Here is a 23,480-nt window from a genome sequence, read left to right as displayed (position 1 = left end):
TCTTCACTCTCCTCTTTTTCTATTTCCATACCACTATACCATTTTTCACATTTTGACTGGTCGTAAACACGGTTTACAAAATCGGTGACAACAAACGCGAAATACTTTCCTTGAATTTGATCATTCTTGAACGCGCAACATACGACTCGACCGTCATGAGCTTTGATACATCACAATCGGCTAAGAAGAGCCGTTCTAGTTCAATTGCTACTTCCTGATCATAGACAATTGTATTCATTTCGAAATTTAAACGGAAACTTCGTGCATCGATATTCGTCGTCCCGACTGAAGCAATCTCTCCATCAACAACAATCGTCTTCGCATGTAAAAATCCAGGTTCATACGTGTAGACTTTAGCTCCGTACGACAACAACTCTCCTACAGCAGCTGTCGTCGCCCAATAAACGAATGGATGGTCCGGCTTATTCGGAATCATGATGCGCACCTCCACTCCAGACAGAAGAGCTGCCTTACATGCATCTAAATAACTCGTGTCTGGAATGAAATAAGGCGATTGAATGTAAATCGTCCGCTTTGCCTCATTGATCATCTTGATCAAAGCAAGCTTCAGATATTCTGAACGGGAATCCGGACCCGACGTGACGATTTGCATCGGTAATATACTCTGAACCCTGTGTGTTCCGTAGTAGAACAATGATTTTTCTGTATAGACGTCACTCGCTTGATTCCAGTCAAGAATAAAACGGTCGAGCTGATCGTGAACGACATCACCTTTCAAGCGAAAATGCGTATCCCGCCAGTAGCCGAACTTTTCATCGATACCTAGATATTCCGTACCGACGTTAAATCCACCAATGTAGCCGATTCGACCGTCAATGATACAGGATTTACGGTGATTGCGGTTATTTAAGCGAAAATTAACGAAACCAATCGTCGACGGGAAAAAAGCGAACACTTCTCCCCCATGTACCAGTAAATCTTTGAAATCCGTCCGTTTGAGACTACGTGATCCGACAGCATCATATAATAGACGAACTTTGATTCCACGACGGGCACATTCGGTTAATGTATCGATCAACGCTAGCCCAAGGCGATCTTTCTGAATGATGTAGTATTGAATATTCACTTCATGCTCTGCCTGGCGGATATCTTGAATCATCCGATTGAATTTCTGTTCTCCATCCGAAAGAATCTGCAGTTGATTCGAGAGACTGAGTAACGAACCGTTCGACATCAGATTCATCCGAATCATATCCCGGTGCTTTTGAATCATCGGGTGCCGCCCCATCGTCACGAGTTCTTTTTTCTGTAAGGCAATCCGTCTATCGTGTTCTAGTTGTTCTTCTTCCGTAATACGATAAAAATTCGATTTTTTCAACAATCTTCCGAAAAACAGATAGACGAGAAACCCAACGAGCGGAACGAAATACAAGATGAACACCCATGCCCACGTCGCACCAATATCGCGCCGTTCGAGAAAAATAACCGTTAGGACCGCCAAGATATTCATGATGAGCAATCCGTAGACGATGATGATCGTGAACGTACTCCATACTTCCACCATACGATTCCCTCCCGTTTCAACGGTATTGTTCGATTTTGGTCCCTTGTCTCCTATTCCCGTTTCCTTCCGCGTCATTCTTTTGAAGACAAAAAAACCTTTTTAAAGCACGAATGGCTTCAAAAAGGTTTAGGTCTTTCATGATTCTTGACATGGTTCCGGTTGTTGTAACGCCATTTGTTCAAGTGTCGCTTTGACACCTGCTACACAGTCTGGCAATCCAACACCATCATAAGCAAGTCCGGCTAAATGAATATGTGGATAGTGCGAAGCGATGGTTTCTCGCACTTCTTGAATCCGCTGTGCATGCCCTACCGTGTAGGCCGGTAAGCCGTCTAATAGACGACTGATGACGACACGTTCCGGTTGCAACGGACGACCACAGATGGCTTCAAGATCTTCTAAGACGACCCGTTCAATCATTTCGTCTGATTCACGAACGAGTGCATCTTTTCCGGGACGACCGATGAAGGCACGAAGCACGGTATGATTCGGTGCTGCATGATTCCACTTTTGATCAATCGCCGTACACGCTGTAATCGAATACGGTGCCTGACGGTTGACGATGAAACCTGTTCCATCGATCGGCAACGCTGTTTCCTTATCGAAAATCAACGTGACTGTCGCCGTCGAGTGTGTCGAGAGGTTCGCAAGCCCAGGCAGCGTCGCTTCTGATAACAGGGACACGACTTGACGATGCGGAATCGTCAACAAAATATCATCGGCATACTCTGGACCATGATCCGTTTCGAGACGATACCGCCCATCTTCTTCCCGTTTAATCGAGCGAAGTGGTGTCTCAAGACGAATTTCTGTCCGTTCAAGCACCTCTTCTAGCCGCTCGACGAGAGACTCGAGTCCAGTAGCGAGCGATAAAAATTGACCTGTCGCTTTGAGCGTCGGACCTTGTTGTTGGTCAAGCGGACGCATGAGACGCATTCCTTCAAACAAACTTCCTGCCTTTTGTTCATTTGCAACAAATTGCGGGTAGGTCGCAAACGTACTCATCCGATCGATATCACCAGCATAAATGCCTGAAAGAAGCGGTTCGATCAGCTTCTCGACGAGCGCATCTCCAAGACGCGGACGCAAATACTCTCCTAGTGGGATATCTGTTTCTGGAATCGTCAAATCCGGAGCCGGGTGAAGCAATCGTTCTGACACTTCTGCTTTTTCTTCTTCCGTCAACAAAGAAGTCTCTGCAAATAACTCTAAATCCGTCGGGATACCCATGACGGCACCTTTTGGAATCGGGTGGAGACCTCGCGCATCCAATATATAGGCTTGCGACGTGTTATTACGAACGAGTTGCTCCCCTAATCCAATCTCTTCGATGAGATCCGTCAGTACGTGTTTTCGTGCTACATACGAATCTGGTCCCCGCTCGATCGTCAATCCTTCGTCCCGATATGTTGCCACCTTACCACCGAGACGACCTTCTGCCTCAAGTAACGTGATGTTCATTTCCGGAAACTGTTTCTCTGCATAATAGGCGGCCGCAAGTCCTGATATACCGCCGCCCACGATGACGAGACGTTTACTGGACATAACTACCCACCTGTTTCGCGACGGCTTCCGTGACAGCTTTCATGAAAGCAGGATCCGCGTTTGGCATGACAGGTCGCGCATAATGGATTCCGAGTTCGTCGCAGACGACTTTACACTCATAGTCATTATCGAATAATACTTCTAGATGGTCCGCAACGAAGCCGACTGGCACGTAAACGAACGCTTCGTATCCTTTTTCTTCGTAAACATCACGTGTCAGATCCTGAACATCAGGGCCGAGCCATGGCTCAGGTGTTTGTCCAGCTGATTGCCAACCTGTGATCATATGCGGTACACCGGCACGTTGTGCGATCAATTCGGCAGTTTCTTTCAATTGCTCTGGGTACGGATCGCCGTTTGCGATGATTTTCTCAGGCAGACTGTGCGCCGAAACGACGAGAACGGCTTTTTCTTCAGGAACTGGTAAAGCGTCGAACGTCTTACGGATTTCTTTCCCCCACCAATCGAGAAATGCTTCTTCTTTGTACCACGATTCAACAGATGCGAGACGAATACCGTGCTGATCTGCGACTTCCTTCGCACGACCATTATATGAACGAATACTGAACGTCGAATAGTGCGGTGCTAAAACGACTGTGACCGCTTCTGTGATGCCGTCTTTTGCCATTTGCTCGACAGCATCCTCAACGAATGGCTCGATGTGCTTTAGACCAAGATAAAGCTTAAACTCGATTTCACCGGCATATTTCTCAGACAATTGACGGTGCAGCTCTTCTGCCTGGTCAATCGTGACTTGTGCGAGTGGTGAGACTCCACCAATGGCTTCGTAGCGTTCCGTCAACTCTGCCAATGCTTCTGGAGACGGTTTGCGTCCGCGGCGGATATGCGTATAATACCGCTCGATATCTTCAGGTTTATACGGCGTACCATACGCCATGACAAGTAATCCTAACGTCTTCATTTTTCTACCTCCATTTTTTCTTTCGAATAATCATGGATAAATGCAGTCAAACGTTTCAATACTTCTGGATCAACTTCCGGGAAGATGCCGTGACCGAGGTTAAAGATGAACCCTGGTTGTTTCATTCCCATGTCGAGAATCTCCTTCGCTTTCGCTTCAAGAATATCCCATGGTGCTAACAGATAAGACGGATCGAGGTTCCCTTGGACGGGTTTCGTCAGCCCACGTTCACGTGCTTCATCGATCGATAAGCGCCAATCGAGTCCAACGACGTCTAACGGTAAGCTATGCCACTCTTCTGCCAAATGACTCGCCCCTACACCGAACATGATCATCGGCACGCCTGTATCTTTTAGTTCCGTGAAAATGCGTTCCATCGTCGGTTTGATGTAACGGACATAATCTTTCCGGCTTGTCGTTCCGACCCATGAATCAAAGATTTGGAACGCTTGAATCCCTGCATCTACTTGTGATTTGATGTAATCGATGACCATGTCACCTAGTTTCTCCATTAAGGCATGCCATACTTCAGGTTGTCCATACATCAATGCTTTCGTTTTATGGTATCCCTTTGAAGGTCCACCTTCAATCATATAGCTCGCAAGTGTAAATGGCGCCCCGGAAAAACCAATTAACGGCACTTCAAGTCGTTCCCGTAATAAACGAATTGTTTCATAAATGTACGGAATATCTTCACGGTTGAACGGTTGCAGTGCTTCGACATCTGCCATCGTGCGAATCGGATTCGCAATGACTGGACCGATGCCACTCTTGATTTCAACATCAACGCCCATCGACGGAAGTGGCGTCATGATATCTTTATATAGAATCGCTGCATCGACTCCTAGTTGTTTTACAGGTAGTTCTGTCACATATGCGCCTAGCTCCGAGTCATGTGTGATCTCGAAAAGCGTCCGTGTCTTCTTGATTTCACGATATTCCGCTTGATAACGACCTGCTTGTCGCATGTACCAGACGGGAACGTGATCAATCTGCTCGCCACGGATCGCCCGCAAAAACGTATCATTGAATTTCTTCATCATAACTACCCCTTTATACTCGTTCTAACGCCCCAAAAAACGTACGATAAGTTTGTGAACACAGAAACATTATATCTGAAATTAAGAAGTCTGTGCCAATAAATCGTTTACAAAATGACAGTTCTGTTACCAGTTCATGAAATGTTCACTGTTTCTTGTAAAGACCGAATGCAGCGTTTAACTGACCACGAATTAAGTCAGAACGTTGCTGTTCCGTTACCTTACGTTCTTTTTCTCGAATTTCGTGCGTGCGCCAACCATCCTCGATTTTTTCCGCGACTTCGACGAGTCGCTCGACATCCGTAAACGAATATTTTCGCGTCTTTCCATTTGTCCGTTCTGGAAAGATTAATTTCCGTTCTTCATAGTAACGAATCTGACGTTCTGACAAGCCGGTCAATTCACAGACGATTCCGATCGACATCACCTTTTTTTCGCGGTACTTCATCTTCGTCACTCCTTTCCACAAAAATACCATGTCAGATTTTCTGACACAACACGTTTCTTTGAAAGTATTTCCGTCTAAAGTAAACACATACTTTAAATGGATAAAGGAGGAACGACAATGAAACTGGAACAACTCGCAATTTCAGTCGATACGTTTTATGTCTTATTCGCAGCACTGCTCGTCTTTACGATGCAAATCGGATTCTTACTTCTGGAAACAGGGATGTTACGGGCAAAGAACGCGGGGCACGTCGCTGTTAAACAAATTATCAGCTTCTCAGTTGCCGCTCTCGCCTTTTGGGCTATCGGATTCGGATTGACGTTCGGTGATGGTAACTCCATTATCGGAACAGAAGGATTCTTCTTACATGGAGGATTCAGCAGCCTTGATTGGTCGAACATCACGATTGATGTAAAGTTCCTCTTCCAACTCTCGTTTGTCGCCGTCTCTCTCGCAATCGCTTGGGGCGGATTCGCAGAACGTGCTAAATTATCCGTTTACTTGTTGTTCGGAACGTTTTTCGTTGCTATCATCTATCCGATCATTGCTCGTTCCGTTTGGGCAGGTGGATTCCTTGGTTCGCTCGGAATGCAAGATTTCGCCGGGTCAACGGTCGTCCACTTACAAGGTGGGATTGCTGCACTTGTTGCTGCTTTACTGCTTAAGAAAAGAATCGGTGCTGAAAAAACACCGTTGCTTGGACACAATGTCATTTATTCTGTCGTCGGTGCCTTCATCCTCTGGTTATGTTGGTTCGGCTTCAACGCTGGTTCGACATTAACGATTGCCGACGGATTCTTTAGTTACGTTGCTTTGACGACGTTACTCGCGACTGCAGCAGGTGCCCTCGGCGCTCTTGCCATCTCATTCTGGCACCGTCGCGTCGCAGATATTCCTTCGATCATCAACGGCGTATTAGCTGCACTCGTCGCCATCACAGCAGCCTGTGCCTTTGTGGAACCATGGGCAGCCGTCGTCATTGGTTTCCTTGCTGGTGTGATCACGTATGGAACGAGCATTCTTCTCGCAAGTCGCGTGGATGATCCACTTTGTGCCTTCTCCGTTCATGGCGTCGCTGGTATCTGGGGTACACTCGCAACTGGATTCTTCGCTTCACCTCGACTCGTTGAAATCACAGGTATCGGACAAGCAGGACTCTTCTATGGAGGTGGCTTCACGCAACTCGGTGTTCAAGCTCTTGGTGTCGTCTTTGCTATCGTCATCGTCAGCGTCTTAAGTTATGCTTTCTTAAAAGTCCTCGACCTTACGATCGGACTTCGAATCACACGCGAAGATGAACTCCGTGGTCTTGACGTCGCGGAACATGGTCAAGCTTCTTACGATCTTCCTGCTCCTGTCAGCAAGGAATTGCATATGGTTGAAGAAGAAGATCTATCAAACGAACGTGTCAATTAATGGTTCATAACGAATAAGAGCCTACGCGATGAATATTCATCACGTAGGCTCTTTCGTGTTTATTACTTTCGGGCGTAGTATTCACCAATCATAAGTGCCAAAGCTGCCCCACCCACGACATAGATGGATCCGCTTAAGAAGAATCCAAGTAACGTCAAAATGATACATTGACTGATTGCCGCGAAGCGGATGATTTTCCGTTTAGCGTGCACGGCATTCCCAAACGGCAGTAAGCGAGTCAACAGATGCTGATCGACCGCTTTCGTAAACGGCGCCAATTGAAAACTCGTCAGCCCACCAAACGCAGGGATCGCAAGTGCGACGAACCACACGTTACCGCTCGCCAACCACATGAACACAGCCCCGATCAGCGTGAGACGAACAATCAATCCGATGCCGTCCCCACTCCGGATGAACTGTTTGACATACAAATAATCAAATGTCGTCTGGGCTTGGTACGGAAACCGCTCGACCATGTTACTTAAGAGACGACGGTGTTTATACGTTGCCGATAGATGTGGAACATCGACGAACCAGTTGGCTAGTCGATAAAAACGATCACGTGATTCTCGTTCGAGCGCAATCCATTCACGTAACGGGAGATGATCCTGACGCTTCAGATGAAGGACGATCATTAACAGCAAGGCAACGACGATCGACATCCACGCCATATCGATGATGACGAGTAGTGCTGCTCCAAATGCATACAATAACACTGTTCGATGTGCGATGCCTTCAAGTTTCGACAAATTCGCTGCCGCTCCGAATAGGGCAAGAGCTACGCCCATTAAGACAAGTTCAAACGGTGTCGTCTGTTCTGTCCGAACATAGAGAACAACGACTGCTAGAAACGGAATCACGGCACGAATGATACCAAAAATCGCATTATATGCGCGCACCTGCTGCATGAAACTGGATAATTTCGCTAACACGGGTAATAGAAACACTTGATCCGCCTCGACAAGAAACGTTCGACTTGTCCGGTAGAGCGGCAGAATCAGAAATAAGGCTGCCATGACGAATCGACCTGGAAATGATGGATCGAGTTGGTCGAGGAAACGACCGTATACGACTAATGCGTATAAAATAACAAAGTAGACGGTGAATAATAGTCCACCATTCGCCATATATCGTGTATATTTCACTGTTTCCGTCATCGCCGCCTGATACCGTTCCTTCCATAAGGACTGGCTATTCATCGTTCTGCCTCCTCGATCGCAGCAACGTACAGATCATCCAGCGTTCCATCTTGTAGTCCATAGCGAGCTCGTAAAGCAGCCGTTGTCCCTTCCGCCGCAATATGTCCTTCATGTAAGAGAACGAATCGGTTGCAGTGGCGCTCGGCTGTCTCCAGGATATGCGTTGACATTAAAATTCCTTTACCGTCCTGCTTGAGTTCACTGAAAATCTGAAGCAACTCTCGGATTGCCAGTGGATCAAGTCCAACGAATGGTTCATCAACGATCAACAATTCACTCCCCGTGACAAGGGCGCACAAGATCATTGCTTTTTGTTTCATCCCTTTTGAGAAGACACTTGGAAACCACTCTAATTGTTTCGTCATCCGAAGACGTTCAGCATAATGATTTGCTCGTTCTATCGCTACTGCTTCTTCGACATCATATCCTTGTGCCATGAGGCGAAGGTGCTCCCGTAACGTTAGTTGTTCATATAACATCGGCTGTTCCGGAATATACGCGACTTGACGACGATACTCGGTTTCGTTCGTCGCTAAATCCAATCTATTGATTCGTACAGATCCCGTTTTGACCGGTAATAGACCGAGGATGTGTTTAATCGTCGTTGATTTCCCCGCACCATTTAAACCGATTAAACCAACGAGTTCCCCTTGATCCACTTCAATATTGATATCATGAAGGACTGTTTTAGATCCGTATCCTCCTGATAAACCCTTGATCTCTAATAACATGTTTGCCACTCCCTTTAAGCTCATCGTAAGGTAGATCTTCTTAGACTTTCTAGCTTCGTGCCTCATTTTTTAAAATATAATGTTTTAATACTTGTTTTTTCGGCAATTACTCTAAGTGTAATCGTTACATCAATATATGAAAACGATTTACATGCAAATCGAAAGTGAAAACGATGAATCGTTCATTTAATCTTTATCAAGTGGTCTAATCTTCTAGTCCTTTCAATGAATGAATGATTTCAATTTTTTCACTTTCACACGTGTTTATAACTGCCTGAAAACAGGTAAAACTAATATGTAGAGGAGTTGTTTAAAAATGGGATTCTTATGGGCATTAATCGTTGGTGGTCTCATCGGTTGGATCGCAAGTTTAATCATTGGAAAAGATGTACCGGGCGGCATCATCGGTAACATCATCGCTGGTTTCATCGGTTCGATGATTGGTCAAGCTATCTTTGGTTCAATGGGACCAGAAATTGGCGGATTTGCAGTCATTCCGGCTATTCTCGGGGCAGTCATTTTGATCTTCATCGTCTCACTTATTCTCCGGGCAGTACGCAAGTAATCATATATTTTAATCGAAAAGGAGTGTTTTGAAATGGGATTCTTATGGGCATTAATCGTTGGTGGTATTATTGGATGGTTAGCAAGTCTAATTTTAGGTAAAGACGTACCAGGCGGTATCATTGGTAACATCATCGCTGGTTTCGTTGGTGCATTGATCGGTCAAGCATTATTCGGAAATTGGGGTCCAATGGTTGCTGGATTCGCAATCGTACCTGCTTTACTCGGAGCTATCATTCTCATCCTCATTGTATCGTTCATTCTCCGTGCGGTGAATAAACGATAAACAAAAAATCCTCGGACATGATGTCCGAGGATTTTTTATGCGTTAGTTTTTTATACTTTAATCTTTTAATTGTAACCACATGCCATCTTCTCGCTCGACGACACGTTTTTCCACTCGTAAATTCAACCATTCGAACACGCCTTCGAGAAAGCTAGATGGATATTCCCAAACCGTACCGACGCGCTCTCGCTTCTTTCGTTCTGGTTTTCCAGCGACAGCTTCCAATTCATCCGGAGTTTTATTCAATCGGATTAATAACTCCTCCACCTGTCCCGACTGATAGGTCACTTCATATCCATCGTACCGTGCTCGATTCGCAACTGTCGAATCAGGCGTTCCGAACGCGTTCTCGAATGCATCGCGCGATTTCCCGAGATAGCTGGTCATCGTATCGATACTTTTTCCAGTCCGCGCTTTCACTTCCGTCTCAAGTAATGTTTTAATATCGACTGCATATTCGTTTGATACAGTCGTATTGAACTGATCAGCTAATTTAAAATCAACTGCCGTGTTTGGTTCATCACCGAGTTGAACGGTTTTTGAGTCCTGAACGGTCTGTCCTGATTGGTCGGCACTCACCTGGACATCATATTCTCCTGGAGAACGCTTGATTTCTAGTGATGTTCCATCCATCGTTCCAATGACTTCCCCGTCTAATGATACTTCTGTTTTAGGGACATCACTTGAAACGATCAATCGTTGTGGATTCAGATTGAGAGAATACCGGTCATACCAAAGCCATCCATCCTCTTTTTGTAACGTAAATAGATGTGCCTTTACTTGTTTACCAGAGTCTTGATCCTGTTTGACTTGTTTGATGACCCGATCTGTTCGTTCTGATTCAGTCGTCAACCAAGTAATGAGTCGTGTCGCCTCACTCATCGGTAATGGTTTATCGTTCATCGTGACTAGTTGTTGGAATCCACGCTGATCCTTTTCCTTCAATAGAGTAGCAAGCCGCTCGTCCGTTTTCTCCATTTTTGCCGCCTCTTGCATGTTGCGCCCAAACCAAAAGGCAACTAACAAAAACAGACAGGCGATGAAGGCGCTACCAATGAGTAAACGTCGTTTTCGTTTTTTCTGTGCCGTTGAGGCTATTCGTGATGCCATGCACTTCGCTCCTTTTTCTCCATTAGCTGTATGGTCTTAAGTGTATCGGGTTCAAGTTGACTGTCAATCGTGCGGAAGGCGGAAACTTTCCGTATACTAATATTATCTTACCCAAAGGAGTGACTGTTCCATGCAAAAAGAATCATGTATCTTCTGTAAAATCGCTCGCAAAGAAGTCCCTGGTCATATCGTATTTGAGAACGAAACCGTTCTCGCCTTCCTCGACTTGTCACAAGTGACGAAAGGACATACGCTCGTTATCCCAAAACAGCATGCCGATAATATGTATGATCTCTCGCCTGAACAGGCACAGGACGTGTTTGCGACGATTCCGCAAATCAGCCGTGCGCTTCAACAAGAGACAAATGCAGCTGGTATGAACCTTCTATCCAATACAGGAAAAGTAGCTGGTCAATCAGTCTCACACTTCCATTTGCATCTCATTCCTCGTCACGATAAGCAAGACGGATTCAGCGCGAAGTGGGAAGTCCATAACGACGAGTATACGGCAGAAGAATTGGCTGAGCTCGCAAATTCAATCGCTTCGCATATCTAAGGCTGTTCTTTTTCTTCTCTTCTTAGAAAAATATTGCCGAAATAGGTTTCTTTCACTCAATTTTCGGTAAAATAATATGAAACAAATATTTTAATATTAAAAAGGAGGTTTATCATGTCGAAGCGTCCCGCCCGTAACTGGGTCGCTTTTGGTGCTACGCTAACACTTGTGACTTTTTATGGTCTAAAGGCGCTTCGCCAAGGTACGAAAAGCGACTCTTCGAACGGTCATCAACGTCGAAATTCTTATTCTACAATCGTAACGAATGTGCAGGATTTGACCCACGAGGGCAAGAACTTAGTAGAGACAGCAAAAGTGTCTGGTATGCACTTCAAGGAAGAAGTCATGCAGAGCGTCTCGGAATACCAAACGGAAGTCCAAGCATCGCTCACGAAGATCCAGTCTCTCGCTGATGAAGCGAAACAGGAAGCAGACCAGCTTTCTCCACAAAAGTAAGATCCGTTGCTTCGATTTGTTTTTGTATAGTTTGCATTTTGCGCGTTTGAGCCATTGTCACCTTTCGAAAGGATGAGTCAGATATGGAACACGAAAAGTTATATCCTGGACAAGAAGCATTATTGTATAGCCATAAAATTGTCCAATTAAGCAAAGCACTATGGAAAACGGTAGAAAAAGATTGGCAAAATTGGATCAAGCCTTTTGATCTAAACATCAACGAACACCATATTTTATGGATTTCGCATGCCCTAGGTGGTGCCTCGATTTCTGAGATCGCGAAGTATGGTGTCATGCACGTCTCGACGGCATTCAACTTCTCGAAGAAGTTAGAGGACCGCGGATTGTTGACGTTCTCGAAAAAGGAAACCGATAAACGAAATACCTATGTCCAGTTGACACCGGCAGGCGAATCACTTTTACTCGAGACGATCCAAGCATTCCGTCCCGAAGAAAATGGCGTCTTCCGCGCATCACTTCCTCTTCAGGAATTGTACGGTAAGTTCCCAGAACTGACGGATATTTCTGCAATCGTGCGTCGTTTGTACGGAGACAGCTTCATGGACATCTTTGCCGAGACATCGAAGATGATCACGGAAGAAGCAGATCGCCGTCCGCAAGATCCTGTCATGGACTCGATAAAAAAAGCATAAGCATACTATCATCAAAAGCGTTTTAGCCTTCAGCTAGAATGCTTTTTTTAGGTCTTATTTCCTCATGACAGGGACATTACTACTATGTCTCAAGAGCGTTATTTCCCTCACAATTTCCCATAAAAATTATCCTCAACCGACTACCTGGATGTGATAGCATGGAAAAGAGCAAGTATCTCTTGGCATGACAAGATACAGCTGTCAACCAAACGAGAATATGATATGATAAAACGGTTGAAATAAATGGTAAATTAGGGGTGTATGTATGAAAAAGAAATTGCTAGGCGCAGCAGCAGTCGCAAGTGTATTTACGTTAGCAGCATGTGGATCAAATGACGAAGCCGTCATCAATTACAAAGGTGGCGAAGTCAACAAGGCTGACGTCCAAGATGAAGCATACGAAAAAGCTGGTGCTCAAATCGCCTTCCAGCAAACGATGAACAAATTGCTTGAAAAGAAATACGGTAAGGAAGTCACGGACAAAGAAGTCGAAGCAGAAGTCAAGAAAACAAAAGACCAGTTCCCGGATAAAGAGCAGTTCAGCTCAACACTGAAATCTGCTGGAATCAAGAACGAAAAAGAATTCGAAAAAGTACTTCGCACACAAATGCTCTTAACAGAAGCAAAATCTGCGAAATCCAAAGTAACAGATAAAGAAATCCAAGAGCGTTTCGATCAAGAAAAAGTCGAAGTCAAAGCAAGCCATATCCTTGTTGCGAAAGAGTCAGAAGCAAAAGACATCAAAAAGCAATTGGATAAAGGCGCAGACTTCGCGAAACTTGCAAAAGAAAAATCAACAGATACAGGTAGCGGTGCAAAAGGTGGAGACCTCGGGTACTTCACAAAAGGTAAGATGGTCAAGGAATTCGAAGATTACGCGTTCAAGGATGGCGTTGAAGGTAAAATCTCCGATCCGATCAAAACACAGTTCGGCTATCACATTATTAAAGTAGTCGATCGTAAAGAGAAGAAAAACTTCACGCTCGATAAAGAAAAAGCACGTATTAAAAAAGCACTTGCTGAAGAAAAAGCAGCACAAGTCAACCCGAACGATATTTATCGTTCACTCATGAAAGAATACAATGTCAAAGTCGAAAACAAAGACTTCAAAGACGCTTTCGATCTAGACAAACAAGAACAACAACAAATGCAACAACAAATGATGCAACAACAGCAATAATCAAAAAAAGGAAGCCGTGAAGGCTTCCTTTTTTACGTTGTTTTTCATAGAGAGTGAAGAATTAGCGAACCGTCCGGATCGGAGCTCGTTCGTATTGCTTCGGCAAGGCGACCGTATCTCCTAGTTCGGCTGCCGCATGATAGACCCAATAAGGTTGGCGAAGAAGTTCACGTGCGAGCAGGACAATATCTGCTCGACCGTTACGGACGATCTCTTCTGCATGAGCTGCTGTCGTAATCAATCCAACCGCTCCTGTTGCCATGCCTGTCTCTCGTTTCAATTCTTCCGCATAGCTGACTTGATAGCCCGGATATACTTCCGGTACAGCATTGGCGACGACAGCACCTGAACTACAGTCGAGTAGGTCGATGTTACGTGCTGCTAGTTCTTTCGCAAGTGGAATATAATCCGTCGCCGTCATTCCCCCTGTTGCGTGATCCGCTGCTGAAATCCGGACCCAAATCGAGAGCTGTGAGACTGCTTGAATTCCATCAATGATTTCTAACAACAAGCGCATCCGATTTTCAGTCGATCCGCCGTACTGGTCTTCTCGAATATTGGATAACGGAGAGAGGAACGTGTTCAATAAATAACCATGTGCGCCATGGATTTCAATGAAGTCATATCCTGCTCGTTCCGCTCTTAATGCTGCATCGATGAACTGTTGTTTGATTGTCGCGATTTCCTCAAGTGTCAATGCACGGGGATGCATATACGTATCATCAAACGGTAAAGCGCTCGGTGCGACGGGTGGTTCTGCCGTCGTGCTTTTACGCCCGGCATGGGCCAGTTGGATCCCCGCTTTTGCGCCCGCTGCTTTGACTTGCTGTGCGATTCGTTGTAATCCTTCGATATGTGAATCTGACCAGATCCCAAGGTCCCCAGCTGAAATGCGACCATCTGGCGTGACAGCACTCGCTTCTAAAATGACACCACCAACGCCTCCCATTGCACGGGTTGCATAGTGTGTGACGTGCCAATCCGTCACGAGTCCATCTTCTTTTGCACTGTACATGCACATTGGCGCCATAATGACCCGATTGCGGAATGTCAACGTTCCGAGTTGAACCGTATCAAACAACTTCGTCTTCATCTTTCTTCCCCCTTATAGCTTCGGACGATAGAAAGCACGATTATCTAGTGCAAATGATCGTTCTGAGAACTGTCCCGGTTCGACATATTCAAGAAGACGATCCATCATCGTCATTCGCGCATCGAGGTTATCGATCAAGAACAAGACTTCAGCCTCACGCATTTGTGGTGCTACAGCAGATCCCCATTCCGGTCGTCCATGATGACTTAAGACGAGATGTTGCAAGACAGTCAGTACTTCTGCGTCAATTTGTAATTCTGCTCCGACTTTTTCGAGTTCCGCTACCATCATCGTAATATGACCGACGAGTTTACCAGGTAACGTATATTCCGGTGCAACCGGATCGGATAACTCCTTGATTTTCGCATAATCATGTAGAATGATGCCACTGATTAGCACGTCACGGTTTAAGGTCGGATAGAGTTGAGCGATTTGATCCGCTAAGCGCAACATCGAAAGGACGTGGTACGACAGTCCCGAGTAAAAGGCATGATGATTCTTGACCGCTGCCGGATGCGTGAAGTAGGCGTCAAATCGTGAAGTGATCAAATGTTTGACGAGCTTTTTCATGTCACTGTTTTGAATCGATTCTACGAACGCGAGTACTTCCGTCTCAATCTGCTCTCGTGGAATAGGTGCTGATTGAACATAGTCCTCGACATTCGTCTCCTCTAGGACCGTAATTTGTTTGAGCTTCAGTTGTGTCCGTCCTCGATAGTCCATGACTTCTCCAGCAGCATGAACGATTGACTTTGGCGCATATTTTTCAAGGTCACTCGTATCCCACATCTTCGTCTCGATTTCGCCTGTCTTATCCGTCAAGATGAGCGTCAGGTATGGTTTCCCATTTGCTGCAATTCCTTTGACTGCTTGCTTGATCATCGCTCGTTGATCGAGCGTTTCTCCAACTGCTAACTTCCCGATTCCTTTCATTCTTGAAACACGTCCTTTATCTGTAAAATAGGTGTCTTTTTTATATTCCATTGACTACACTTAAGGCATATACTATTTCATTCTACTATATGGGAGTCATGAACATGGAACTGGAACCTCAATTTAATTGGTCCCGCTATCTCGATTTAGCTGACTATGAACAAATATTTCCGACGGCTGCCGTCGACCAATCCGAAATGGACTGGATCACGCAGTTGCGATCGAAAGATATGAACTTCACGCGTTCAGAAAAAGGGGTTCTTTATGGTGCTGTCGTCACATGGCAAAACCCTGTCGACAAAAGTGACCGTCGCTCGATTTGCTTTTATGTAACGAAAGAAAAACTGATCACGATCGGATTGTCGGATTCAATCGTGTCCCTAGTCGCACCCTATTCTCCCGCTCATCCATTCGCGGCTTTTTATACGATTCTCGCTTTACAGTTGAATACGTATTTCGCCGGTATCGATCAGTTTGAGACAGAACTGTTTTCAAGACAAGATGAACTACGCGGCAGCATCAATGAAGATTCGCTTGATAGCATCTTCGCGCTACGCGACACGATTGAGAACTGGTCCGATTTGATCGTTCCATTTCAAGAACTCGTCATGGCTGGCGAAGAGTCGTTTCTCGAGGAAGAAACGTATCTTGAGGACATTTCCTTGAAACTAGCTACGAAACGTGTCCGCCGTCTGTTGATGCTCATTGAACACTACCAAAAAGACATTGAAGTCCTTCTCGACTTATCAACGACCGTTTCGAACTTCCGAGGAAACGAGATTATGAAGGCATTAACGATCTTTACTGCCGTCGCGACACCGACGATGGCCCTCGGTGCGATTTGGGGGATGAACTTTAAAATCATGCCGGAATTAGACTGGAAATACGGCTACGCCATATCCCTCGGTCTAATCTTTTTATCGACTAGTGGTATCTTTTACTGGATGCGCTGGCGTGGATGGTTAGGCGCTCTTGTGCGTATGCCAAAGAATAGTCGACCAAAAAAATAGATATCAGAACATAAGTTCGTTATACTAATTGTATCATATCCACTGAAAGGAGACGCTTGTCCGATGGAACGAAAAATCATTCATATTGATATGGACGCCTTTTATGCTTCCGTCGAGCAACGCGATCGTCCTCGATTAAAAGGTGTTCCTGTCGTCGTTGGTGGACCGCCTCATGCCCGTGGTGTCGTAGCGACCTGTTCCTATGAAGCACGGAAATACGGTATCCATAGCGCGATGCCCTCAAGACGCGCGTTCCAACTGTGCCCTCGTGCCGTTTTCATTCGTCCTCGTTTTGACGTCTACCGGACCGTCAGTGCGCAAATCATGGAGCTTTTTCGAGAAGTGACACCGCTCGTCGAGCCGCTCTCGCTTGATGAGGCGTATCTTGACGTCACGGAAAATTATTTCGATCAAAAAAGTGCGACGTATATCGCGCAATATATCCTGAAACAAATTAAAGAACGAACGGGTCTGACAGCCTCTGCCGGTGTCTCTAACTCTAAGCTCGTCGCGAAGGTCGCTTCCGGATACGAAAAGCCAAACGGGATGACCGTCGTCCCACCAGAAGAAGTTCTCAATTTCTTGTCTCCATTGAAAATTGGAGATTTACATGGCGTCGGAAAAGTCACGGAACAAGCGTTACGAAAACAAGGGATTGAAACCGTCGCAGATGTCCAAGCAATGCCCGTCGAACAATTGCGGGCTTTGCTTGGACGTGATCGGGGAGCGGAACTACATGCGATGGCGCATGGGATCGATGAACGACCAGTTCGTCCGGAACGCGAGCGAAAATCGATTGGTTCTGAGACTACCTTTGAAGAAGATACCGAGGATATCGATACGATATTTGAGACGTTGATTCGAGAATCAAAATCTGTCATTGCAAGTCTTCAAAAAAAAGAACTCGTCTGCCGAACGATTACGATCAAGTGGAAGACCGACACATTCCAGTCACGTTCGAAACGGCATACGTTTGCAGAAGAGACGGCGGATGAAGAACGATTACTTGAGGAAACAACGAAACTGTTCAATGGCATTACCTTCGATGGACCAATCCGCTTGATTGGTATGACGGTGAGTCACCTCACAGCTCCTCCCGCTGCGAGACAGTTGACGTGGCAGGACTTGGACTTACGCTTGTGAAATGAATAGCGATTCATTATACTGAGTACAAGACCAATCAGACAAGGGGGAACAAGTATGCAGTATACGATTACAGTATTTTCAGATCGTGGTGAAACGTTACTCGATGACGTCTTTGAAGCAGAGACGGATGGTCAGGCACGAGAAGAAGGGATTCGGCGCTTGAATGAAAGCGGTTATGCCCATCATGCAGCTCGCGTTACACGTTCAGGTCGTCTCATTCATTTCGAGCGCGCTTACTTACCACGAATCGTTCCTGCTTCATCTTAAACCATACTAAAAAAGGAAGACGCGCTATATCGGCACGTCTTCCTTTTGTTTACTTATTGCACGTCGTCTTGTTGCTCCATCATTGGCGCATAGAGCTCTTCTAACGGCTTCATGATGATTTGTGTGACTTCCGTCAACATCGTGTGCATCCGTTGCTCTTCTTGCATCAGCTGACTGATCAATGGGTTGTTTTGGACTTCAAGCATCTTTGTTTGGGCAGACGCCATATCGTCTGGTGTAATTTCTTCACCCTGCATCTGTTTTTGTTGTAATTCGAGTTGGATGTTACGGAACGATGCGAACAATTCGTTTGATTCCGGATCTGCGTTAACTTGCGTATACAAATCTTTTAATGTCGTGTACTCCGAAGTTTCGCGCAATGCGCGCTCCAGTGTGTACGCGTGATCGTATAAATTTGTTTCTGCCATGAGTAAAACCTCCAATTTGTTTAGACGAGATAAAGCCCCGCCTGTATCAATCCAATTAAACCACCTAACAACCCTCCAAGCCAAGTGATAGCACGGAATTCCCGCTTGGAAATCGATAAGACGATTTCCTCGAGATACGCAGTATCCAGCAAATCAACCTCTTCTCGAACGATTGTTTCGAGATCGAGCGTCTGAAGGATCTGCCCGATTTGATTCGTCGTCCGTTCGAATAGATGATCGATGATGACAGGGACATGTTGCTCGAGTAATTGTGACTCAAGTGGATTCAACCAGACGCGTAACGGTGTAGCAAGCATCGACTCAATCGGTAAACGTGCCATGATCTGTTCTTTGACAGTCTGTCGAATCCGTGACTCGGTCTCTTCTGTCAGATAAGACGACAGCGGGCGATCCAGTCCCTTTTGCCATTCCTGACGTAATAAAGCAAGAATGAACTGAGACGTCGACTCTGATTGAAGTACCCGTTTCAGCTCCGGCTGAATCATATCGACGACGTTGACATTTGCGAGCAACATCCCGAACATCCCGCCACCCAGTCGCTGTTGGATGAAACGAGCAACGGTTTCCTCGAGTTGTAGACGTCCTTCTGGTCCGTCAAAGTATGCTTCTGCTTGGTGTAATACGGATGCGACGAGTCTTGGCATGACTTCTTCGATTTTTTGTTCTCCGCTTGCTCCGATCAAGTTTCGCACAGATTGCTCCCGCCATTTATTCATCAGACGCGAAAACTCCTGCTCCAAGTGATAACTGATCTTCCCTTGGATCCGTTGTTTTGGTTCATCGATAAAGCGACTGATCCATGCTTCTGTCGTCTCTTCCGAGCGTGTCCATTTCATGACTTCTTGTTCGACGAGACGCGTGACGGCTCCACGAACAGCTGGTGATGCGAGACGTTTCCCAATCCCTTCTGGCGTCAAGAGATGCTTGACGACCGTCCGTCCGAGATTTGCTGCCAGTTCATTCCGTCGTTTTGGAATCAGACCAGGCGTGAATGGTACGCGAAATTTTCCAATGTATTTCGGTTCAAGTGGTCGAAACAACATTCGGATCGCCAAATGGTTCGTGATCGCTCCGATGAGGGCACCGATGATGACGATTCCAACAAGCTTCAACACGAGTAACAAAGTGTCTGACATAAGTTATCATTCCTTCCGATTTTCGACTTATGGTAAAGTCGAGATAGTTAGTTATGTACGATTTAGGAGTGATGCCGTGTGTTACGACAACTGATGACTGTATTCAATGACCAGCTTACGACCGATCCGAATCTGTATTGCCAGGAACAGTATAGCGTATATCGTCTTACAGATGGGCTTTGTTTTGGGATCAAGACGACTGCCATCTCCGACCGTGAACAACAACTGCTTGATGTATTTGCCGAGCGCATCATCACGACGTCGCGGTCAGATATCGATCTATGGCGAGAACGTCTCCAATCTGCTCATGCTGTGGAAGATCGACCATTTCGACTTGTCCACTTTTTATTTAATCCAACTGATGAACGTACGAGTGAGGAAATCCAACAACTGCTCTCCTCTTTCTTTTCGCAGACCAGTACGCTCATTCCTTTCAGTACTCATCGTTTTACGATCATCGAACGAGAAGAATTCGTTATTGAGGCAGAACTACACGATTTATTTTTAGCACTACAATCTGATTTTGTGCTTGATGGTAAGGTGTTGCTTGGTCAACAGCGTGCTACCGGCGACATTGCCGTTCAATTTCAACTCGAACAAGCAGCGCTCACCTTCGTCCCTTCTACGCAAATCGAACGTTTTTTACCTGCCATGACTCGTCTTGCAAGTCTAGATGACCGATATCGGGCAACACTCGTCGATCAGTTCATCCTGTCCCTCGAGCCAGAGTCTCGTGAGACGATCCTCGCTTTTTGCCGAGCTAACTTGAATGTCTCTTTGACAGCAAAACATCTATACTTACATCGGAACAGTCTCCAGTATCGACTTGACCGCTTAACGGAACAGACAGAAATCGATGTTCGGTCGTTTGAAGGGGCCACTTTTCTTTATACCTTGTTACTTGTAGCATGATGCCTAATTGAAAACGTTTGCATTTAGTCAGGTTGTCCATAGGCAGACTACCTGACTTCTTTTATACTATTTCTTGTAAGCGTTATTATTTCATCATTTACTAGGGGGAACTACAACATGGCTGAAATTCGTCTTGAACATATCGATAAAATCTACTCAGGTGATGCAAAAGCGGTTGATGATTTCAATCTGCATATTAAAGATAAGGAATTCATCGTCTTCGTTGGACCATCTGGTTGTGGGAAATCGACGACACTCCGGATGATCGCTGGACTTGAAGAAATCTCAGGTGGAGACTTTATCATCGACGGTAAACGCATGAATGATGTAGCGCCAAAAGATCGCGATATCGCGATGGTCTTCCAAAACTACGCTTTGTATCCACACATGAACGTCTTCGATAACATGGCGTTCGGATTAAAGCTTCGGAAGTTCCCGAAAGATGAAATCAAGCAACGCGTTGATAACGCAGCTCGTATCCTTGGTCTTGAAGAATATCTCGAGCGGAAGCCAAAAGCACTCTCTGGTGGTCAGCGTCAACGGGTCGCGATTGGTCGCGCCATTGTTCGTGATGCTAAAGTCTTCTTAATGGATGAGCCGCTCTCGAACTTGGACGCTAAATTACGTGTACAAATGCGTAAGGAGATCATTCAGTTACACAAACGTCTTGAGACGACGACGATTTACGTCACGCACGATCAGACGGAAGCGATGACGCTTGCGACACGGATCGTCATCATGAAAGCCGGAATCATTCAACAAGTCGGTACGCCGAAGGAAGTCTATGATCACCCGGATAACATGTTCGTTGCTGGATTCATCGGTTCACCATCGATGAACTTCTTGACAGGTAAACTGGCAGAAGACGGTCTCTTCCATGTTTCAGGAACAGAAGAGAAATTCGAAGTACCAGAAGGAAAAATGAAAGTTCTCCGCGACCGCGGTTATACGAATAAAGATCTCGTCCTCGGAATTCGTCCAGAAGACATCCATGCGGAATTGATCTACCAAGACACTAAAACAGCACATCGTTTCCCAGCGCATATCGAAGTTTCTGAATTGATGGGTGCAGAGTCTTATCTCTACTCAAAAGTCGGACAACAAGCATTCACGGCACGTGTCGATTCACGTTCACATGTCGAGATGGGATCACAGCTTGATCTCTTCTTCGATATGACAAAAGCACACTTCTTCGATGCTTCAACAGAAGCAACGATTCGTTAATCACATCATCGATCAGTTATGATGTTTCAGACTGTCCATTTAAGGGCAGTCTTTTTTATTGACAGACGTTCCTGTAACTTTGTATGATACTGCTTGTAGCTTAAAATTAATCCTATTCGAAAACTAGGAATTGAAATCATTCATTTATAAAAGGAGAGAGCGCTATGAAACACGGTTTGAAATTAGCTGTAGCAGCATTATCGACAGCGGGGGTGCTTGCAGCATGCGGCGCTTCGAACGACAACGCAGGTTCTGGTAAAGAGTCAAAAGTCATTACAGTCGGAACGGAAGCAACATACCCACCATTCACGTACAAAGAAAAAGGAAAATTGATGGGTTATGACGTAGATGTCATGAACGAAGTCGCAAAACGTGCTGGCTATAAAGTCGATTACAAAGCGATGGACTTTAAAGGACTCATCCCGGCACTCGATTCAAAACGAATCGATGTCATTGCGAACCAAATGGGTATCACACCTGAGCGTCAAGAAAAGTACGCTTTTTCTGATGCGTATACGGTTTCTGGTTCAACGATCATCGTTAACAATAAAACGAATGACATCAAAACACTCGATGACTTAAAAGGAAAAACAGTCGGTTCGACACAAGGTTCACTTTATGCAAAAACGGCTGAAAAAGCAGGCGCTAAAGTAAAATACTATAAAGGTGCGAATCAAGTCTTAAAAGACCTTGAAGCGGGTCGCGTTGATGCAGCCATGAACGATCGCCTCTTCGTTTTGACGGAGTTGAAAAAAGCGGGGTATAAAGTCAAAGCTGTCGGTGAGACGTTCGATAAGAACGAATCTGGCTTCATGATGGCGAAAAATAGCAAGTATACAAAAGACTTCAACAAAGCACTCGCTGAGATGCAAGAAGACGGCACTCTTGCAAAAATCGGTAAGAAGTACTTCAACGAGGATATCAGTAAGTGAGTGAATTACTGACGATCGTCCGAGATAACTCGGACGTCTACGCAAAGGCGATTGGCACGACCCTTCTAGCAAGTGGTCTCGCCATCGTCTTTGCGCTTATTCTCGGGTTGATTCTTGCCGTCATGCGTGATAGCCGCGTTGCCGTTTTCAGCGGTTTTGCACGTTTATACGTCTCGTTCTTCCGCGGAACGCCACTCTTGTTGCAAATTTTGATTCTTTATAATGGTCTCGTCACGCTTCAATTAACTGGATTCCAAGCACTTGCCTTCGGTTTGTCGCTTCACTTTTCCGCATATATTTCGGAATCGTTCCGCGCTGCCATCTCCTCTGTCGATCGTGGACAATGGGAAGCTGCTGACTCACTTGGAATTCCGCGTCGCAAGACATTCAAGGACGTTATCTTGCCGCAAGCACTATCTCGGGCGATTCCACCGCTTTCGAACTCTGTCATCGATATCATCAAGTCGACATCACTCGGTACGATCGTTGCTGTCGAGGAATTAACGTACGTCTCTGACCAGATTTCAGCGACGACATACCTCGTCATGCCGCTACTTTTGTTCTCCGCTGCAATTTACTGGGTCATGTCAACACTTATTCAAAGCGTCCAACATCGTTTAGAAGCACGTTTCAGCATTCCAGAATGAATTTTTCACACTTGGAACCGTTAGGATTTCAAGTGTATTTTTTTAGATTTTTTGAGGTTTAGCACTAGTCAATCCGGGAATAATCAAGTATACTAATAAA

At 45.5% G+C, this 23,480-nt stretch carries 26 protein-coding genes; 14 read left to right on the top strand and 12 right to left on the bottom strand.

From position 1 onward, the window contains the following. Positions 1-73: 73 nt before the first annotated feature. From cls to ACY2IG_RS03945, 5 genes are all read right to left on the bottom strand, one after another. Complete coding sequence (gene cls, locus ACY2IG_RS03965; protein ID WP_056059974.1) at positions 74-1,525, bottom strand: cardiolipin synthase; 1,452 nt, start codon at positions 1,523-1,525, stop codon at positions 74-76. A gap of 135 nt (positions 1,526-1,660) precedes the next feature. Next, the gene (hemG, locus tag ACY2IG_RS03960) at positions 1,661-3,070 is read right to left on the bottom strand and encodes a protoporphyrinogen oxidase (protein ID WP_462618383.1); all 1,410 of its coding nucleotides are present in this window, start codon (positions 3,068-3,070) and stop codon (positions 1,661-1,663) included. After that, a complete protein-coding gene (hemH, locus tag ACY2IG_RS03955) occupies positions 3,060-3,992 on the bottom strand; it encodes a ferrochelatase (protein ID WP_023467355.1) in 933 nt (310 codons plus the stop codon). The genes hemG and hemH overlap by 11 nt, the downstream gene beginning before the upstream one ends. Then, positions 3,989-5,035, bottom strand: coding sequence for a uroporphyrinogen decarboxylase (hemE, locus tag ACY2IG_RS03950; protein ID WP_035409400.1), 1,047 nt, complete (start codon positions 5,033-5,035; stop codon positions 3,989-3,991). Before hemE ends, hemH begins: the two co-directional genes overlap by 4 nt. Positions 5,036-5,177: 142 nt before the next feature. Next, positions 5,178-5,480, bottom strand: a complete 303-nt coding sequence (locus tag ACY2IG_RS03945; RefSeq protein ID WP_035409401.1) for a MerR family transcriptional regulator — start codon at positions 5,478-5,480, stop codon at positions 5,178-5,180. A gap of 117 nt (positions 5,481-5,597) precedes the next feature. Here ACY2IG_RS03945 and ACY2IG_RS03940 point away from each other — a divergent pair, with 117 nt between their 5' ends. Further along, positions 5,598-6,896, top strand: a complete 1,299-nt coding sequence (locus ACY2IG_RS03940) for an ammonium transporter (RefSeq protein WP_035409402.1) — start codon at positions 5,598-5,600, stop codon at positions 6,894-6,896. 62 nt (positions 6,897-6,958) lie between these two features. Here the strand turns inward: ACY2IG_RS03940 and ACY2IG_RS03935 are convergent, their stop codons facing one another. Further along, a complete protein-coding gene (locus ACY2IG_RS03935) occupies positions 6,959-8,095 on the bottom strand; it encodes an ABC transporter permease (RefSeq protein WP_308101122.1) in 1,137 nt (378 codons plus the stop codon). After that, positions 8,092-8,826, bottom strand: coding sequence for an ABC transporter ATP-binding protein (locus tag ACY2IG_RS03930; protein WP_035409404.1), 735 nt, complete (start codon positions 8,824-8,826; stop codon positions 8,092-8,094). Before ACY2IG_RS03930 ends, ACY2IG_RS03935 begins: the two co-directional genes overlap by 4 nt. A 316-nt stretch (positions 8,827-9,142) precedes the next feature. Here ACY2IG_RS03930 and ACY2IG_RS03925 point away from each other — a divergent pair, with 316 nt between their 5' ends. After that, entirely contained in the window at positions 9,143-9,391 is a 249-nt protein-coding gene (locus tag ACY2IG_RS03925) for a GlsB/YeaQ/YmgE family stress response membrane protein (RefSeq protein ID WP_035409405.1), read from the top strand. Positions 9,392-9,424: 33 nt separating this feature from the next. Continuing rightward, positions 9,425-9,676 carry a GlsB/YeaQ/YmgE family stress response membrane protein gene (locus tag ACY2IG_RS03920; RefSeq protein WP_023467348.1) on the top strand — a complete coding sequence of 84 codons (252 nt, stop codon included), beginning with the start codon at positions 9,425-9,427 and terminating at the stop codon, positions 9,674-9,676. Positions 9,677-9,733: 57 nt separating this feature from the next. Here the strand turns inward: ACY2IG_RS03920 and ACY2IG_RS03915 are convergent, their stop codons facing one another. Then, entirely contained in the window at positions 9,734-10,786 is a 1,053-nt protein-coding gene (locus ACY2IG_RS03915; RefSeq protein WP_035409406.1) for a TcaA second domain-containing protein, read from the bottom strand. Positions 10,787-10,916: 130 nt separating this feature from the next. On the opposite strand from ACY2IG_RS03915, the gene ACY2IG_RS03910 reads away from it, so the two are divergent. The 4 genes from ACY2IG_RS03910 to ACY2IG_RS03895 all read left to right on the top strand — a co-directional run bounded on the left by ACY2IG_RS03910 (position 10,917) and on the right by ACY2IG_RS03895 (position 13,631). Beyond that, the gene (locus tag ACY2IG_RS03910; RefSeq protein ID WP_035409407.1) at positions 10,917-11,342 is read left to right on the top strand and encodes an HIT family protein; all 426 of its coding nucleotides are present in this window, start codon (positions 10,917-10,919) and stop codon (positions 11,340-11,342) included. A gap of 114 nt (positions 11,343-11,456) precedes the next feature. Further along, positions 11,457-11,798: a hypothetical protein gene (locus ACY2IG_RS03905; RefSeq protein ID WP_035409409.1), complete on the top strand. Its 342-nt coding sequence runs from the start codon at positions 11,457-11,459 to the stop codon at positions 11,796-11,798. Positions 11,799-11,881: 83 nt separating this feature from the next. Further along, a complete protein-coding gene (locus ACY2IG_RS03900) occupies positions 11,882-12,451 on the top strand; it encodes an HTH-type transcriptional regulator Hpr (protein WP_035409411.1) in 570 nt (189 codons plus the stop codon). 265 nt (positions 12,452-12,716) lie between these two features. After that, positions 12,717-13,631, top strand: coding sequence for a peptidylprolyl isomerase (locus ACY2IG_RS03895; RefSeq protein ID WP_035409413.1), 915 nt, complete (start codon positions 12,717-12,719; stop codon positions 13,629-13,631). Positions 13,632-13,692: 61 nt separating this feature from the next. Here ACY2IG_RS03895 and namA read toward each other — a convergent pair whose 3' ends face one another. Together namA and ACY2IG_RS03885 are read right to left on the bottom strand one after the other, a co-directional pair. Beyond that, a complete protein-coding gene (gene namA, locus ACY2IG_RS03890) occupies positions 13,693-14,724 on the bottom strand; it encodes an NADPH dehydrogenase NamA (RefSeq protein ID WP_329470203.1) in 1,032 nt (343 codons plus the stop codon). A 12-nt stretch (positions 14,725-14,736) separates the two neighbouring features. Next, positions 14,737-15,657: an HD domain-containing protein gene (locus ACY2IG_RS03885; protein ID WP_029340932.1), complete on the bottom strand. Its 921-nt coding sequence runs from the start codon at positions 15,655-15,657 to the stop codon at positions 14,737-14,739. 104 nt (positions 15,658-15,761) lie between these two features. On the opposite strand from ACY2IG_RS03885, the gene ACY2IG_RS03880 reads away from it, so the two are divergent. From ACY2IG_RS03880 to ACY2IG_RS03870, 3 genes are all read left to right on the top strand, one after another. Continuing rightward, on the top strand, positions 15,762-16,667 hold the full coding sequence (locus ACY2IG_RS03880) for a magnesium transporter CorA family protein (RefSeq protein WP_290773580.1): 906 nt from the start codon (positions 15,762-15,764) through the stop codon (positions 16,665-16,667). 63 nt (positions 16,668-16,730) lie between these two features. Further along, on the top strand, positions 16,731-17,810 hold the full coding sequence (gene dinB / locus ACY2IG_RS03875; RefSeq protein ID WP_375091396.1) for a DNA polymerase IV: 1,080 nt from the start codon (positions 16,731-16,733) through the stop codon (positions 17,808-17,810). A 57-nt stretch (positions 17,811-17,867) separates the two neighbouring features. Next, entirely contained in the window at positions 17,868-18,080 is a 213-nt protein-coding gene (locus ACY2IG_RS03870) for a YhzD family protein (protein WP_056059948.1), read from the top strand. A gap of 53 nt (positions 18,081-18,133) precedes the next feature. On the opposite strand, the gene ACY2IG_RS03865 is transcribed toward ACY2IG_RS03870, so the two are convergent. Then, the gene (locus ACY2IG_RS03865; protein WP_023467337.1) at positions 18,134-18,508 is read right to left on the bottom strand and encodes a YlbF/YmcA family competence regulator; all 375 of its coding nucleotides are present in this window, start codon (positions 18,506-18,508) and stop codon (positions 18,134-18,136) included. A 20-nt stretch (positions 18,509-18,528) separates the two neighbouring features. Next, on the bottom strand, positions 18,529-19,665 hold the full coding sequence (locus ACY2IG_RS03860) for a DUF445 family protein (protein ID WP_462618382.1): 1,137 nt from the start codon (positions 19,663-19,665) through the stop codon (positions 18,529-18,531). Between the two features lie 78 nt (positions 19,666-19,743). On the opposite strand from ACY2IG_RS03860, the gene ACY2IG_RS03855 reads away from it, so the two are divergent. The 4 genes from ACY2IG_RS03855 to ACY2IG_RS03840 all read left to right on the top strand — a co-directional run bounded on the left by ACY2IG_RS03855 (position 19,744) and on the right by ACY2IG_RS03840 (position 23,380). Next, the gene (locus tag ACY2IG_RS03855) at positions 19,744-20,577 is read left to right on the top strand and encodes a PucR family transcriptional regulator (RefSeq protein WP_056059943.1); all 834 of its coding nucleotides are present in this window, start codon (positions 19,744-19,746) and stop codon (positions 20,575-20,577) included. A 117-nt stretch (positions 20,578-20,694) separates the two neighbouring features. Next, positions 20,695-21,801 (top strand): ABC transporter ATP-binding protein, encoded by a 1,107-nt coding sequence (locus ACY2IG_RS03850; RefSeq protein WP_035409428.1) that lies wholly within the window; start codon positions 20,695-20,697, stop codon positions 21,799-21,801. Between the two features lie 164 nt (positions 21,802-21,965). Then, positions 21,966-22,733, top strand: a complete 768-nt coding sequence (locus ACY2IG_RS03845; RefSeq protein ID WP_056059940.1) for a transporter substrate-binding domain-containing protein — start codon at positions 21,966-21,968, stop codon at positions 22,731-22,733. Beyond that, positions 22,730-23,380, top strand: a complete 651-nt coding sequence (locus tag ACY2IG_RS03840; RefSeq protein WP_056059938.1) for an amino acid ABC transporter permease — start codon at positions 22,730-22,732, stop codon at positions 23,378-23,380. Before ACY2IG_RS03845 ends, ACY2IG_RS03840 begins: the two co-directional genes overlap by 4 nt. The last annotated feature ends 100 nt before the right edge of the window (positions 23,381-23,480 follow it).

This window comes from Exiguobacterium sp. EF_C8 (assembly GCF_054956715.1).
This window is presented reverse-complemented; position numbering and strand designations above follow the sequence as displayed.